At 45.6% G+C, this 14198-nt stretch carries 16 protein-coding genes, 2 pseudogenes and 1 other annotated feature; of the genes and pseudogenes, 4 read left to right on the forward strand and 14 right to left on the reverse strand.

The window, feature by feature from the left end:
- Positions 1-45: 45 nt before the first annotated feature.
- Positions 46-1485 (forward strand): lincomycin efflux MFS transporter Lmr(B), encoded by a 1440-nt coding sequence (lmr(B), locus tag NST16_RS16580; protein ID WP_081720880.1) that lies wholly within the window; start codon positions 46-48, stop codon positions 1483-1485.
- A gap of 115 nt (positions 1486-1600) precedes the next feature.
- On the opposite strand, the gene NST16_RS16585 is transcribed toward lmr(B), so the two are convergent.
- A complete protein-coding gene (locus NST16_RS16585) occupies positions 1601-2716 on the reverse strand; it encodes an aminotransferase class V-fold PLP-dependent enzyme (protein WP_268448932.1) in 1116 nt (371 codons plus the stop codon).
- A gap of 80 nt (positions 2717-2796) precedes the next feature.
- Here NST16_RS16585 and pcp point away from each other — a divergent pair, with 80 nt between their 5' ends.
- Positions 2797-3444 (forward strand): pyroglutamyl-peptidase I, encoded by a 648-nt coding sequence (gene pcp, locus NST16_RS16590; protein WP_268448929.1) that lies wholly within the window; start codon positions 2797-2799, stop codon positions 3442-3444.
- Here pcp and tatC read toward each other — a convergent pair.
- The 6 genes and pseudogenes from tatC to NST16_RS16620 all read right to left on the reverse strand — a co-directional run bounded on the left by tatC (position 3441) and on the right by NST16_RS16620 (position 7742).
- Positions 3441-4166: a twin-arginine translocase subunit TatC gene (gene tatC / locus NST16_RS16595; RefSeq protein WP_010332900.1), complete on the reverse strand. Its 726-nt coding sequence runs from the start codon at positions 4164-4166 to the stop codon at positions 3441-3443. The genes pcp and tatC overlap by 4 nt on opposite strands.
- Before the next feature lie 61 nt (positions 4167-4227).
- Complete coding sequence (gene tatAD / locus NST16_RS16600) at positions 4228-4440, reverse strand: sec-independent protein translocase protein TatAD (protein WP_010332899.1); 213 nt, start codon at positions 4438-4440, stop codon at positions 4228-4230.
- A gap of 13 nt (positions 4441-4453) precedes the next feature.
- Positions 4454-6205 (reverse strand): alkaline phosphatase PhoD, encoded by a 1752-nt coding sequence (gene phoD, locus NST16_RS16605; protein WP_010332898.1) that lies wholly within the window; start codon positions 6203-6205, stop codon positions 4454-4456.
- 54 nt (positions 6206-6259) lie between these two features.
- A pseudogene (locus tag NST16_RS16610) lies at positions 6260-6409 on the reverse strand (hypothetical protein).
- A 78-nt stretch (positions 6410-6487) separates the two neighbouring features.
- Positions 6488-7219: a vWA domain-containing protein gene (locus NST16_RS16615; RefSeq protein WP_326226445.1), complete on the reverse strand. Its 732-nt coding sequence runs from the start codon at positions 7217-7219 to the stop codon at positions 6488-6490.
- Positions 7220-7313: 94 nt separating this feature from the next.
- Complete coding sequence (locus NST16_RS16620; protein ID WP_010332896.1) at positions 7314-7742, reverse strand: cell wall hydrolase; 429 nt, start codon at positions 7740-7742, stop codon at positions 7314-7316.
- Positions 7743-8045: 303 nt separating this feature from the next.
- Here NST16_RS16620 and NST16_RS16625 point away from each other — a divergent pair, with 303 nt between their 5' ends.
- Both NST16_RS16625 and NST16_RS16630 read left to right on the forward strand, forming a co-directional pair.
- Complete coding sequence (locus tag NST16_RS16625; RefSeq protein ID WP_010332895.1) at positions 8046-8432, forward strand: YndM family protein; 387 nt, start codon at positions 8046-8048, stop codon at positions 8430-8432.
- Positions 8404-8466 (forward strand): annotated as a pseudogene (locus NST16_RS16630) (hypothetical protein); the annotation flags it as partial. The gene NST16_RS16625 and the pseudogene NST16_RS16630, both read left to right, overlap by 29 nt.
- Here the strand turns inward: NST16_RS16630 and NST16_RS16635 are convergent.
- From NST16_RS16635 to mphK, 7 genes are all read right to left on the reverse strand, one after another.
- Complete coding sequence (locus tag NST16_RS16635) at positions 8464-9159, reverse strand: ABC transporter permease (RefSeq protein ID WP_326194431.1); 696 nt, start codon at positions 9157-9159, stop codon at positions 8464-8466. The pseudogene NST16_RS16630 and the gene NST16_RS16635 sit on opposite strands and share 3 nt — an antisense overlap.
- A gap of 18 nt (positions 9160-9177) precedes the next feature.
- The gene (locus tag NST16_RS16640; RefSeq protein ID WP_340887633.1) at positions 9178-9867 is read right to left on the reverse strand and encodes an ABC transporter permease; all 690 of its coding nucleotides are present in this window, start codon (positions 9865-9867) and stop codon (positions 9178-9180) included.
- A 14-nt stretch (positions 9868-9881) separates the two neighbouring features.
- A complete protein-coding gene (locus NST16_RS16645) occupies positions 9882-10805 on the reverse strand; it encodes an ABC transporter ATP-binding protein (protein ID WP_010332892.1) in 924 nt (307 codons plus the stop codon).
- A 93-nt stretch (positions 10806-10898) separates the two neighbouring features.
- Positions 10899-11834 (reverse strand): HAMP domain-containing histidine kinase, encoded by a 936-nt coding sequence (locus tag NST16_RS16650; protein WP_340887635.1) that lies wholly within the window; start codon positions 11832-11834, stop codon positions 10899-10901.
- 1 nt (position 11835) lies between these two features.
- Positions 11836-12516 carry a response regulator transcription factor gene (locus tag NST16_RS16655; RefSeq protein ID WP_340888408.1) on the reverse strand — a complete coding sequence of 227 codons (681 nt, stop codon included), beginning with the start codon at positions 12514-12516 and terminating at the stop codon, positions 11836-11838.
- A 166-nt stretch (positions 12517-12682) separates the two neighbouring features.
- Positions 12683-12844 (reverse strand): tryptophan RNA-binding attenuator protein inhibitory protein, encoded by a 162-nt coding sequence (locus NST16_RS16660; protein ID WP_010332889.1) that lies wholly within the window; start codon positions 12842-12844, stop codon positions 12683-12685.
- Positions 12845-12938: 94 nt separating this feature from the next.
- Positions 12939-13188: a binding site (T-box leader), on the reverse strand.
- Positions 13189-13244: 56 nt separating this feature from the next.
- On the reverse strand, positions 13245-14168 hold the full coding sequence (mphK, locus tag NST16_RS16665) for a macrolide 2'-phosphotransferase MphK (RefSeq protein WP_340887636.1): 924 nt from the start codon (positions 14166-14168) through the stop codon (positions 13245-13247).
- Positions 14169-14198: the final 30 nt, after the last annotated feature.

Raw genomic sequence — 14198 nt, forward strand, 5'->3', positions numbered from 1 at the left:
ACTACTACAAGCTGAATGAATACATTCAGATGAATGAGAGGAGAAATACATTTGGAAACAGCAGCTAAAGCATCTCAGCAATATAAAGTGATGCCCATTATGATATCTTTGCTGACCGCCGGTTTTATCGGCATGTTCAGTGAAACAGCGCTGAATATTGCGTTAACTGATCTTATGAAGGAGTTACACATTACAGCGGCAACCGTTCAATGGTTAACAACAGGCTATTTGCTTGTCCTCGGTATTCTTGTTCCTGTTTCAGGTCTGCTATTGCAGTGGTTTACAACAAGACAGCTTTTTACTGTGTCACTGATCTTTTCAATCATAGGCACCCTGATTGCGGCGCTTGCGCCTAGCTTTTCATTTTTATTAGCGGCGAGAATCGTTCAGGCACTTGGAACGGGACTCCTATTACCGCTCATGTTTAATACGATTTTGGTGATTTTCCCGCCTCATAAACGGGGAGCGGCTATGGGAACAATCGGACTTGTCATTATGTTTGCGCCGGCAATCGGCCCTACATTTTCCGGATTGGTTCTTGAGCACCTTAACTGGCACTGGATTTTCTGGATCTCTCTTCCGTTCCTTGTGCTTGCGCTCATTTTCGGTATCCTCTACATGCAAAATGTGTCTGACATCACAAAACCGAAAATTGATGTCCTGTCTATTATTCTGTCGACGATCGGCTTCGGCGGCATTGTGTTTGGATTCAGCAATGCGGGTGAAGGCTCTGGCGGATGGTCCAGCCCGACTGTGATCGTTTCACTTATTGTCGGTGTTATCGCCCTTATTCTATTTTCAATCCGTCAGCTTACGATGAAGCAGCCGATGATGAACCTGCGTGCGTTCAGATACCCGATGTTTATTTTGGGCGTCATTATGGTCTTTATTTGCATGATGGTCATCCTGTCATCCATGCTGCTTCTGCCGATGTACTTACAAGGCGGCTTAGTCCTAACAGCATTTGCCTCAGGACTTATTCTCTTGCCGGGCGGTATTTTAAACGGATTTATGTCACCTGTCACAGGCCGTCTGTTTGATAAATACGGACCTAAGTGGCTTGTTATTCCGGGATTTTTGATTGTCACTATTGTTCTGTGGCTCTTCTCAAATCTCACGACAGCTTCCACAGCAGTGCTGATTATCGTGCTGCATACCTGCTTGATGATCGGGATCTCCATGATTATGATGCCTGCTCAGACAAACGGTTTAAACCAGCTTCCGCGTGAGTTTTATCCGGACGGCACTGCCATTATGAACACACTTCAGCAAATGGCGGGCGCGATCGGGACAGCGGTTGCGGTCAGCATCATGGCTGCCGGTCAGCATGACTACATGAGCAGCGTAAAAAATCCAGCCGATCCAGCAGTCATTCCGCAGGCGTTGACAGCAGGCGTTCAGCATGCGTTTGTCTTTGCGATGATTGTTGCGATTATCGGATTAATTGCCGCTTTCTTTTTGAAGCGAGTAAAGGTTGATCAATAAGAAAACCCCCTGATCTTGAGGTCAGGGGGTTTTTTATGCCTATATTGGACAACACACTCAAGCAAGACGCGAGCGGCGCTGAAGAAGGTGAACATCTATTTTTAGGTGATCGCTTTTAACGTGCGGATAACATCGCAGCCAATTCATCAATCGCATAACGCAGTTCGCCCTTCGTATTGTAAAAGTGAGGAGCGAGACGGATGACATTGTCCCGCGGAGCGCAAATCACGTTTTTCTTCTTTAGTAACGCCGCCGTTTCCGATGCCCGTTCATCCCGAATGGAAATCATGCCCGGCTGTGGTCCCGATGGCGCCCCCGCAAGCTTCATCCCTTTTTCAGCAGCATATTGACACGCATCGGCAATCACCGCTTTTATATGATCACGGATACGAGATATTCCGATTTGATTCAACAGCGATAAAGCCGCAGCCGCTGCATACACGCTAATAAAAGCAGGGGTTCCTGTTTGAAAACGCCTCGCGCCTTCTGCATAAGACGACACCCCAAACCCGTTTTCCCGCCCGAACCAAGCAGATGCTTTTGGCTTCAGCTCGTTCGCCAGCTCTTTTCTCACATAAAGAAATGCCATCCCCGGTATGCCGAGCATATACTTTCTGGTGCCTGCCGCCAGCATATCAATGCCCCATTCCTTCACATCAATGGGAATATGCCCTGCAGATTGATAAGCATCCACAAATAACATCGATCCCTTTCTCTTGGTGATGGCAGCGATGGCTTTTATATCCTGAATGCAGCCGTCACGGTAATGAACGTGCGGAACACAGGTCAGCACCGTCTCTTCCGTGATATATGTTTCATATTGTTCGAGCGGCTGCTCACCGTCTATTGAAGGGATCACAGATACATTATAATCAGATTGCGCCTGCCAAATATGAGACACCGCCGGAAAATCCATCTCCGTGTATACAACATGCTTCTTTTTAACAGCAGACAAGGATGATGCCACGGAAATCAGTGCATCAGAAACTGACGGCACAATCGCAATCTCATCCGGCTCTGCACCTATCAGCCTCGCAAACTCGTTTCTGGCGCTCTCTGTCTTGTCAATCGCTTCATTCCAGTTCGTCCCCCTATGCAGCAAGCTGTCATGATAATCTTGTATCGCCTTTGACACCGGCTCTGCCAACGCGCTCTGTGAGCAGCTGGCAAGCATGATGCGGCTCTGCACGGTTGGGAACAGATGTCGGTACTGCTGCGGCAAATGTTCCATTCTGATTCACTCCTTTTTATTATTTTGATGAAAAATCCAGAAATAAACAATAGAATAATAGAAAAAAGGAGATGGTAACCATGAGAAAAAAAGTGCTCTTCACAGGTTTTGACCCTTTTGATCAGGAAACTGTCAATCCATCGTGGGAAGCGGTGAAACGGCTGAATGGCTTTGAAACGGATCAGGTGATCATCGCTTCAGAACAAATTCCAACTGTGTTCAGAACCGCTCTCGACACTTTGCGGCAATCGATTCATAAGCATCAGCCGGACATCGTGATCTGCGTCGGGCAAGCCGGAGGCCGGATGCAGGTAACACCGGAACGGGTCGCGATCAATCTTGCAGACGCGCGTATCCCGGATAATGAAGGAAACCAGCCGATTGATGAGGAGATTGTTCCCGGCGGGCCTGCCGCTTACTGGACAGGACTTCCGATTAAACGCATCACATCTCAAATGAAGGAAAACGGCATTCCGGCAGCTGTTTCCTATACGGCCGGCACATTTGTATGCAACCATCTGTTCTACGGGTTAATGGATCACATTCACCGTATGTCTCCGCACATTCACGGCGGGTTTATCCACATTCCGTACATTCCGGAGCAAACAATCGACAAAACAGCGCCGAGCCTCAGCCTGGACATGATCGTCAAAGCATTGAGGATCGCCGCTGTTACGGCCGCACAATATGATCAGGATACGAAGTCACCCGGCGGCGCGCTGCACTAAGCGGCGGCCGCTTCACTGGTCAGTCTCTTTTTGTATACAAACGCTGATAGTGTGACGCTCACTTCAAACAGGACAAGCAGCGGAATCATGACGAGAAAATCAGAGATAAAGTCTGGCGGGGTAATCAATATGGACACCACGATCAGCAGAAAATAGGACAGCTTTCTCGCTTTGGCCAGCCGGTATGGATTTAAGATGCCTAACCTCGTCAAAAACATCACCACGAGCGGCATTTCAAACAGAAAACCAAACGGCAGGCTCAAATTCACCATAAACCTGAAATAGCGGTCAGCGGTAAACATCGTTTCAAAATGTCCGGCAGATAAATGGGTCAAAAAGCCGAGAACGATCGGAAATAACACAAAATATCCGAACGAGATGCCGGCCAGAAACAGGGCGAATAATCCCGGTATGTACATCAGTGTCACTTTTCGCTCCGTATTTGTCAGCGCCGGCGCTACAAAACGCCAAAGCTGATAGGCGGCAACGGGGATGGAGGCGGCAATCGCACAAATGCCGGCAAGCATCATATATACCCAGAGAATTTCACTCGGTCCGAGAACAGCTAATTTTCCGTCAAAATCTCTGATCAGCCAATCATAAATGTCCTCCACAAACAAAAAAGCCGTAATTAAAAACAGAAGAAAAGCCGCAAGTGTGAAAATAATCCGACGGCGAAGCTCTTCTAAATGTCCGATCAGATGAGTTTCTTTTTTATCCATATAAAAAAGCCCTCCCTTTCATGAGAAAAAGAGGCAGACCATGCGTCTGCCTCATCAGCACTCAGCCTGCGTTTTTGTCCTGCTTGACCGCTGACAGCTCAGCTGATTTTTCTTCTTTTTCATCACCAGACACAAGTGATTTTGTGGCGCTTTTGAATTCCAGCAGAGTCCGACCGGCGGCTCGCCCGATTTCCGGAAGCTTTGAAGGGCCAAAGATAATGAGGGCGATGACAAAGATCAGAATCAAGCCGGGTATTCCAATATTTGAAAACATCATGTATCACTCCTTAATGCGTAATTTTTGCCCGCTTTTTGATCATTTGTTTTTCATGGGCTTTGTTGTGCTCAAAGAAACGATCCTCTTCGACTTCATTGGATTGTTTCACTCCGCCTTGAACCATTGTCGAGGATACCTTTCTCAATCCGGTTTGGTCTTTTTGATAGACGAATGAAGCCCGTGTGGAAATGGCTGCTCCCGGCTCTGTCACAAAAGGCATTACCCGATAATCAGCTTTCCACTGGTGAGGCGTCACTGTACAGCGGACATATCCGCGGTAATCGTTAAAGAACTTGATATGTGGATTTTCCTTTAAAATTTGATCGGTATCCGCCCGCTTATCCGCTCCGTTTCCTCCTGATGTGATGGAGGTGCCGACAAATTCAGCCCCGAAAATTTTCGAGCTTGTTTTATTAAAATCGACATGCAGATTCGATGCCCAGCTTGCGTGTACATCTCCTGTCAGCACAACAACATTATTTAAATTTTTGCTTTTAATGAAATTGACGACCCGTTCGCGCTGAGCCGGATAACCGTCCCATGAATCCATGCTGTAGATCGGGCTTGAGCTTGTCCCGAAATTCCACTTTGCAAAGAAGATTTGCTGTGCCAGCACATTCCAATATGCAGTCGAGCTGTTTAAATTGTTGAAAAGCCACTGCTCCTGTTCTTTTCCTAACAGGGTCCGATTCGGATTGAGCGATTCATCAGATGGCGGCTTATTGCCGTCGTTATTGGCTTGGTCATCTCTGTATTGGCGTGTATCCAGCACATTAAATGATGCCAGATTTCCGTACGTAAAGTGGCGGTACAGCTGCATATCCGGACCATTTGGCAGAGAGGAGATGCGGAGCGGCATATGCTCATAATAAGCCTGATACGCCGCCGCACGGCGCAGTACAAACGCATCAACCGACTGCCCTTTTTCCGGGATTTTATTGGCATAGTTATTTTCAACTTCATGGTCGTCCCACGTGACAACCCACGGAAACGCCGCATGCGCCGCTTTTAAATTAGCGTCTGAACGGTATTGGGCATGGCGGTTTCGATAGTCCTGCAGCGTAATGATTTCTGCGCTGTTGTGTGTACGGACATTGCCTGTTTTCGATACATATTCATTTGGCCCGTACTCATATATGTAATCACCAAGATGGAAGACAAGGTCCAGCTTTTCCTTCGCCATATGCTTGTAGGCTGTATAATAGCCATGCTCATATTGCTGGCAGGAAGCGAAGGCAAAGGTCATTTTCGGCACATTGGCACCAGGGGCGGGCAGTGTTTTTGTTTTTCCGACAGGACTTAGCTCATGTCCGGTTTTGAATCGGTAATAGTACACTTTGTTCGGCTCAAGCCCGTCCGCTTCCACGTGAACAGAATGAGCGAGGCTCGGTTTGGCCATTTCAGTGCCCTTTCTTACGATCTTGCGGAAGTGCTCATCCTTTGCCACTTCCCATTTGACAGGCACAGCCTGGTTCGGCATCCCCCCGCCATTCAGCGGATCTGGCGCCAAACGCGTCCAGAGCACAACGCTGTCAGAAAGCGGATCTCCTGAAGCAACGCCGAGCGTAAACGGATAACTAGAGAACTTAGGTGCAGCATTTACTTCAAATGCTCCGACTGACTGAGCAATGGTTAACCCAAGAGAAAGCCCCGCAATTTTTCCAGCCCCCTGAATAAATTTGCGGCGGTCAAACGTATTGTTCTGAAAGCTTTCGTCTTTCAATTTCTTTACCCATTCGTCAAAACGACTGTCATATGCCATTCCAGATCCCCTCTCTTCTCATTGATCGCTTTCATTATAGGAAACTATTGTTAATTAGCTGTGAAGAAGTGTGAACGGTTTGTAAGCACTGAACATGGGAAACAGGACTTCCTTCACAGCCATTTAGCCGAAACATGCCGATAGCTGGCAAAACGGCGTATTTTCTGCAAATCCTGTCGTTTGCAAGCCGCCCTTTTTACCTATTTTTCTTCACATGATCTTAAAAAAACAAAAACACCGAGCGATTTTGCATAATCACTCAGTGTTCGGGAAGGCTGTCTGTTATTTAGAAAACAATCTGCTGAAAAAGCCCTTTCTTTCCGGTTTTACAGCAGCAGGCTCTTGTTCTATTAAAATTCCTTTTTCCTTCACTTCTTTCAGCCAAAATGGAAATTCAGTAAGCAATGCATCATAAAGCTCATCATCAGAGATGCGTTCAATGTCTTCGATATGCAGGAAGTTTGCGTTATCAACAACACGTCCTTCTAGCGTATCCAGTTTATTAAGAAAATCGAAGTTGCCGTTACCGATGCCGACAAACTGCCAAAACACCGGTTTATCAGAGGCCGCTTCAATAAGGGGTTTGATCGTTTTTTTACACCCGCCATCATTAATAAAAACGATAAAAGCGGGATATGAACTCGGTTCTTCCACAACATATTTATGTAACACATCCTTCATGACCGGCGGCTCATCATTTCTCCCGAATTTATGCAAGAGCTCATTATTTAAAATTTCGCGATCAACATAGCCTGAAAAATCGATTTCAGAGACTGGCTTTAACCGGGAGAATTCATTATCATAAACCCATACATCCAGCAGGCCGTTATCATCAAATTGATCAGCCACTGCCAAAATCCGCTCCACCACTTTTTGAACCGTCCCGTTTTTGTACAGCGTTCTCATTGAACCGGTAATATCCAGCACCAGTCCGACACGAGCCGTCACCTTGGTTAACTGCTTTTTCTCCAGTACGATTTTTATGCTCTTCTTTTGCAGGTCAATTGTCGCCATTTTGTCATCTCCTGTAGTTCTTTTCTACGATTATCTCACAGAAATATTTTCCAATAAAGAAAAAACACCGTTCAAATGCGAACGGCGTCCTGCCCTAAAAAGTGTTATATACGTTTTCACATGTTTCGGCCGTCGGCTGATAAAAACAATGTGACTTGTATCTGGCTACAAACGGCTGGTTATACCAGGTTGACGGGCAGTTTCCTCCCGGCTTGAAATACCACAGGCTGAATTTTGCCGGCCAGAACCTCTCCCCGTTTATCGTCCGGCGCGCCAAGGCCCGCTCGCTTTCCCGCGGTCTTTGATAAAAGTATCCATGGGTCACCGCTTCAAACGCATGCGGCTGAAAAATCATCTGCCTGATGGTGCGGAGGCCTTTAAAATCAGAGCAATTGGCCCTCAGCCGATTAATCCCAACATTGCCGACAAGCAGCATTCCCTGCTTACCTTCACCTTCCGCTTCCGCTCTGAGCAGCCGTGCCATCAAGTTGACATCAGCACTTGTTGCTCTCACAACCGCCATCACGTCACCTCCCCTTTTTCTCCTTTCATCATATTGCAATACCCAAAGAGTGATGACGAAGGGACAGGAGAAGTTTTAAAATTTATTCTCGGAATTGTTAAAGAGGCCAAATATCAGTGCGATAAAAAACGGACGGGTGAGCGTTAGGGAACTTCCGATAAAAGCCCTGGTTTCACGGACCGGCCAGTCCCCTGTTTGCAACCGCCGCCAATATGCTTTATGAAAAACACAAAATAATGTTTAACTTTCCGTATTTGAGGAATCATACATAACAAATCAGACAATAGAAGGAGGTACCTTATCATGACACATGTGAAAGCGCTCGCGATTAAAGGTATTATGACGATTATTGTTTTGTATTTGGTGCTGGGTCTTGGCTTTGGTTTCACGTTTGGTGATACGCTGCTGATGACAGTTGTGTTAGGGGTTATTTCTTATTTGCTTGGAGACCTTTATGTCTTGCCCCGGTGGAACAATATGATCGCCACTTTGGCTGATTTCGGTTTGGCATTTCTCGTGATTTGGCTGATGGGCATGCCGCTTTCTATGGGAATGACTGGCGGAGAAATTGCGCTGGCGGCTCTATTTGGAGCAATCGCCATGGCCATCGGGGAATATTGCTTCCATTTCTATATGATGAGCAAAGAAATTGGCAAAAAGCATTATCTTGAAACAAGAACAGATTCATAATCAAAAGGCCGGTGCTGACAGCATCGGCCTTTTATAAAACGTCTTCCCGGTCTATGTTTCGGACAGACCAAATCGCTATCAAGATGCCGATCGCACCTAAAGAAAGCGGAATATAGATAATCGTTGCCAACGAAAACTCGGGGCTTTGCTGACTGATCAGAATCGTCAATATAACCGAAGAAATGATGGCAGCCGGAACAGAGCGTTTCCTCATCCCAAACCATAAAGGAATGAAACTCAAGCACGCAGCCGAAGCAGCATATATCGCCATACTGCCGATCTCTTGTCCGATAGTCTGGACTGATAACATCGCAGGTGTAAGTTGATAATATTGATTGATTTGCGCAAAGATGAATGCAAGCACAATTTCAGACACCATAATGGTGATAAACGTCAGTCCGCCTGTAATCAGCAGCTTGGCAGCAATCAGTTTTTTCCGGCTGATGGGATATGTAAACATGACGGTTATAGTTTTATTTTTGTACTCGCTGATAATCAATTTGGCAATCAGCACACTGGCAAAAACAACAAATACAGACCTTACAAACGTTCCAAGTAGAAATAACGTGGATACCGCATCAGTCATCACCTCTGGCTGCGGGAGTTTTTTTTCTTCTGAAGCAATCAAACACATAAATCCGAGGATGCATAGATTTGCAATAACGGCGCCTCTGTAATACCAGCCTAATTTTATTTTTTTCAATTCAAGTTTCATTACATTCAACATGTTGTCTCAACTCCGTATTCAGGCATCTTGTTTGTCTGCTTTCCTGACTGCCATGTATGAAAAAAACAAACCGACAGCCGCAAGAGATAATGGAAGATATACAATGGAAGAAAGGGACAGGCCCGGGCTTGTTGAACTCATCAGCATGACAATCACGACAGATGAAATGATGGTTGCCGGGACAGAGTGCTTACGCATCCCAAAAAAGATGGGAACTAAACTGGTTCCAGCGGCGCCAAAAGCGAAAACCGCCATTTTTACCGAATGCTGAGACATGACATCGGCGCTCAATTCTCCCGGAATGACATGGTAGATCGGGTTCAGCATATAGTAAGCGGCTGCTACGAACGCATTTGAGACCAACATGGTGATAAACGTCAGCCCGCCTGAGATGCTAAGCTTGGCAGCGAGCAGTTTTTTCCGGCTGATCGGGTACGTGAACATCACTTGAATCGTTTTGTTTTTATATTCCGAAATGACTAATTTGGCGATCAGCACGGCGCCAAAAACGATAAACACCGCTCTGACAAAAGTGCCAATGACGACAAATGCTTCATCCATGCTTTGGAACGACTCGGTGCCCTCCGCTTTTTCTGTGTAACTGACCAACCACATAAAGCCAAGGATAATCAGGTTAGCAATGATGACTCCTCTTACATACCATCCCATCTTCATCTTCCTTAATTCGATTCTGATCAATTTGAGCAACGATCCCGTCTCCTTTACGCACTGATGTGATTGCCATTGATCAGGCTGATGAAGTAGTCCTCCAGTGACGTATACTTTTTGTTCATTGATTCGATGTCTACATCATTTAAAATCAGCGCTTTTGATATGGCACCCTGTGTTAATTGAGCGTCATAAATTCGGATGGTTTTGTCATTTAAGATTTTAAAGTTGGCAATGTGAAGTTCTTTCTCAAGCACAAAGCAGGCTTTTGTCTGATTCGTCGTAACGAGTTCAATGTATTCTGTGTTTTGTCCTCTGACATCTTCCATCGACACCTCTTCCAGCAGCCTGCCGTCACGAATGACGCCGATTGTATCCGCAATTTGTTCGATTTCACTCAGCATATGGCTGGAGATCAGCAGTGTCATTCCATACTCCTTGCTTAATACTTGAAATAAGTTTCTGATCTTTTTAATGCCGACAGGATCAAGGCCGTTTACCGGCTCATCCAATATAAGCAGTTCAGGTTTGGTGAGGATGGCCCGCGCTATGCCGAGCCGCTGTTTCATTCCAAGCGAAAATGTTTTGACGGGTTTCTTGTCGATCTGTTTTAAATTCACCATATCGAGCACTTCTTGAATGGCTTTTTTATTGTGATATCCCATATATGCACAATGCAGCTCTAAATTTTCGATAGCCGTCAGATTTTCATAGAAAATCGGATATTCAATCATGCTGCCGATCTTGCCGAGCACCTCATATGACGTATGGGTAAAATGGTTTCCGAGGATATTGATTTCACCGCTTGTCGGTTTAACAAGACTTGTCAGCATTTTCATGATGGTTGTTTTCCCCGCTCCGTTCGGGCCGAGAAAGCCGTAAATTTCACCTTTTTTGATATGCATGCTGACATCTGATACGACTTCTTTGCCTTGAAACGTTTTGGTCAGTCCGGTTGTTTGCACAATGTAAGTCAACGTTGTTGCTCCTTTCCCCTTGTTCTTGTTTCCTATTGTAACGGCAGGCCCTGTCTTTTTTATTTCTTCATTCTTAAGAAATTCTTACGATTGTTAATAGGTCATTCGTTTTAATGTAATCGTAAACGCTGTCCGTTCATACGGGTTGCTATGAAGAGAGATGGAGCCCCCCATTTTTTCCACAAGCCTTTTCGTGATCGTTAAACCGAGACCGCTCCCCTGGAATGTTTTGTTTCTTGATTCTTCAAGTGTGTACAGCCTTTCAAATACCCGCTGCTGATCTGTTTCACTGATCCCTTTTCCGCGGTCCCATACAGAGATGGCGATACTTGTCTCATCATAAGAAAGTGATAATCCGATAACCTTGCCATCCGCGCCATATTGAATCGCGTTGGATAATACATTTTGCAGGATACGGTCCAGCGCTTCTTCATTTGCATGCGCGTATACCGGCGTATCCGGTATATCAATCTCCGTGTTAAAACCTTTTGCCTGAACGGCATCATAGTAATGCAGGATATTTCGTTTGCATACTTCGTTGATATGTATTTTTGTGATCGGGATTTGTTTATCTTCAGATTCCAATTTGGCTAAATCAAAAAAAGAGTGGATCATTTGTATGAGTTCATTTGTTTTTTGGTGAAGCTTCTCAAGCAGCCTTTCCCGCTCTTTGTCCGGCATATCCCGGTCACTTTGGATGGCTTCGATATAACCGAGAATGACCGTCAGAGGTGTTTTGAGATCGTGCGACATATTGGTCAGCATCCGTCTCATGGAATGCTCTGTTTTTGCAAACCGGGCGTTGATATGCTGATGATCCTCGGCAAGCAGATTGATGTTGACGAGCAGGTCCCTGAGCGCACGGTCATCTGTATGCAGTAAAACCTGATCGGCCGATTCATTGTCAAGCATGGCGCTAAGCTTTTCTGCCGTATACGTCAAATTCCTGTCCCGGTTCTTTTTCATCATATATTGAATGACATTCAGACACGCCAAAGCGATGATAGCAGCAATCGTTAATACTGCCATTCTAAAACTCTCCCCATTTATAGCCGATGCCCCATAATGTTTTGATATATTGAGGAGACGATGGATCATCTTCAATCTTTTCTCTCAGCCGTCTCATATGTACATTAATGATGTTTTGGTCGCCAAAGTACTCCTCATTCCATACGGAACGATAGATTTGTTCTTTCGTAAACACCTTTTTAGGATTTGCTGCAAATAGTGTCAGCAGCTGCCATTCGGTTGACGTCAGCTGAAGCGGTTCGCCGTTTTTCAGAACGGATACATTGTCTATATCGATCGTAAGCTGGTGAACACGAATCACCTGATGTTCAGCCGGTTCATTCGACGAATATTGCGTCGCCCTCCGTATCGCTGCTTTGACTCTGGCTGTCAATTCAATCATCGAAAACGGTTTGGCGATATAATCATCCGCCCCGAATCCCAGGCCCAGTGCTTTATCAACATCTCCGTCTTTTGCTGAAATCATTAAAACAGGGATTTTGCTTTTTTCCCGGATGATTTTCAGAAAATCTATGCCGTTCAGCTTCGGGAGCATGATATCAAGCAGAATCAAATCGTACGCCTGCTCTTGAAACCTCCGAATGCCCTCTTCACCGTCGAATGCATGCACGATGTCAAAGCCTTCTTTTGTTAAATAATGATCCACCATTTCACTGATTGAATGGTCGTCTTCTACTAGCAATATGCGCTGCATCTTCTCACCTCACCTTTTCCTAGTCAAAAAAACACACATGTCATTACGCTTATTGTAATTGAAAAACATGTGTGTTTTACAAAATTTATTCTTTTTTCCTGTTTTCAGCTTTCTCCTGCAGCCGCTATGCTCATCTCAGTTCAGTTTTTCTCCTTTACTTGTTCATATGTTTTTGGATAAAATCCAAAAGCGTATTCCCTTGTGCAGTGAGAATGACCCCCTTCCCGCTGCATGCCGGACAAGGTTTGCCTTCTATTTCACCGGCTCTTTCACAATGCGGACAAGCAATCTCCAGATCATCAGTTGCGATTACCATTTGAATTCCTCCTTTCCCATTGATCAAACATGGACCACCAGCCTACTTCCATCGGCCGTCACCTCCTTTAAGAAACACAAAAACCCCCATCCTATCAAAGGACGAGGGTCTCGCGGTACCACCTTTATTAATAGCTAAAAAGCCATTCGCTCATCAGTACAGAAAACGTCAGTTTCGATACTCCTCTCTTGGTAACGGGGAGAGAATCCCGGCATTGCCTACTATCTATTCAGCAAAGCAATTCAGAAGCCCATTCGGCATCAGGGGAGGATCGGTTCACACCTGCCACCGACTCTCTGAACCCCGCTCACTGATGCTTACTTGCTCTTCCTCACAATTGTTAATCCGTTCTTTCTTTTTTAAAATTTATAATACTCCGCCAATTCAAGGAAGTCAATTCTTAATCCAATTTAGATTGGCCAAGTGCTTCCAGAGCCATATTTATGTGCTCCTCCTGCTGTGTCTGAAGAGCGAACTTGGCAATTTCCAGCGGATACGCCGCCTGCATCTCTGAGATGTGATCCTGCATTTTTGACCATACACGGCCGCCTGCCTGATCATAGCATTCAAGCAAACGGGCTGTTTCTTTTTCTCCAAAAATCATGTGGTAAAAGACAAAATCCTTGGCTGGATCGGAGACTTTCGCTTCTGTCCAATCCAGAAGGCCTGTGATGTGTTCGGTTTGATCAATAAGAATATGCGCCGGATGGAGATCGCCGTGTATCAGCGCGGAAAAACCGGGCCAGTATGCATCATCATTGATCCACGTTTGCCATCTTTCCCAAAGCTGCTTAGATACGCCAAGCTTATTCTTTACATCATCCATAGATTCAGCTGTCATTTGCCTAAAATCTTCTGGCTTCACCACTTCTATTCCTAATAGGCCGGCAGATGTTTGATTCATGCCATGTAATTCTGCCAGTATTTCGGCAAGTGTATGAATAAAGCCGTCTGACGGCGGCTGATGATTCATATTCCATACATACTGTTTCTGTTCCAAATCAATCCAAGCAGCAGGCGTTCCGCTAAGCTTCGGGTAAGCGATCAATTCCGGCGTATGAATTTTCCAATCCGGCACATCAGCTGTAAGATTCGCGCGGAGAAAGGCAAGCGTTCTGCCTTCTGAAGCTGCTCTTCCAACAACATCGCTTCGTCGCGGTTTTCGCAGCACCCATGGCATACCTGAATCATCCTCAGCAAATACAACATGAAAATCCATTCCCGTTTCATTCAGTTGAGCGTTATCAGAGTGAACCGTCAAACCTTGATTGCGCGCAAGTGCGACAATTTCAGTGATAAGCTGCCTTTCGATAGGGTTTGTCATCTCTTTTCCCCTTTCTCATATTCCGCCTGT

The organism is Bacillus sp. FSL K6-1005, assembly GCF_038000225.1.
In the GTDB taxonomy this organism is placed as follows: domain Bacteria; phylum Bacillota; class Bacilli; order Bacillales; family Bacillaceae; genus Bacillus; species Bacillus mojavensis.

Excerpts from the sequence above, each read along its gene's own strand:
- NST16_RS16635 (WP_326194431.1), bottom strand. The coding sequence starts at position 9,159 with ATGTTGAATGTAATGAAACTTGAATTGAAAAAAATAAAATTAGGCTGG.
- mphK (WP_340887636.1), bottom strand. The coding sequence starts at position 14,168 with ATGACAAACCCTATCGAAAGGCAGCTTATCACTGAAATTGTCGCACTT.
- pcp (WP_268448929.1), top strand. The coding sequence starts at position 2,797 with ATGAGAAAAAAAGTGCTCTTCACAGGTTTTGACCCTTTTGATCAGGAA.
- NST16_RS16625 (WP_010332895.1), top strand. The coding sequence starts at position 8,046 with ATGACACATGTGAAAGCGCTCGCGATTAAAGGTATTATGACGATTATT.
- tatC (WP_010332900.1), bottom strand. The coding sequence starts at position 4,166 with ATGGATAAAAAAGAAACTCATCTGATCGGACATTTAGAAGAGCTTCGC.
- tatAD (WP_010332899.1), bottom strand. The coding sequence starts at position 4,440 with ATGTTTTCAAATATTGGAATACCCGGCTTGATTCTGATCTTTGTCATC.
- NST16_RS16650 (WP_340887635.1), bottom strand. The coding sequence starts at position 11,834 with ATGGCAGTATTAACGATTGCTGCTATCATCGCTTTGGCGTGTCTGAAT.
- NST16_RS16620 (WP_010332896.1), bottom strand. The coding sequence starts at position 7,742 with ATGGCGGTTGTGAGAGCAACAAGTGCTGATGTCAACTTGATGGCACGG.
- NST16_RS16585 (WP_268448932.1), bottom strand. The coding sequence starts at position 2,716 with ATGGAACATTTGCCGCAGCAGTACCGACATCTGTTCCCAACCGTGCAG.
- NST16_RS16615 (WP_326226445.1), bottom strand. The coding sequence starts at position 7,219 with ATGGCGACAATTGACCTGCAAAAGAAGAGCATAAAAATCGTACTGGAG.
- NST16_RS16660 (WP_010332889.1), bottom strand. The coding sequence starts at position 12,844 with ATGGTAATCGCAACTGATGATCTGGAGATTGCTTGTCCGCATTGTGAA.
- phoD (WP_010332898.1), bottom strand. The coding sequence starts at position 6,205 with ATGGCATATGACAGTCGTTTTGACGAATGGGTAAAGAAATTGAAAGAC.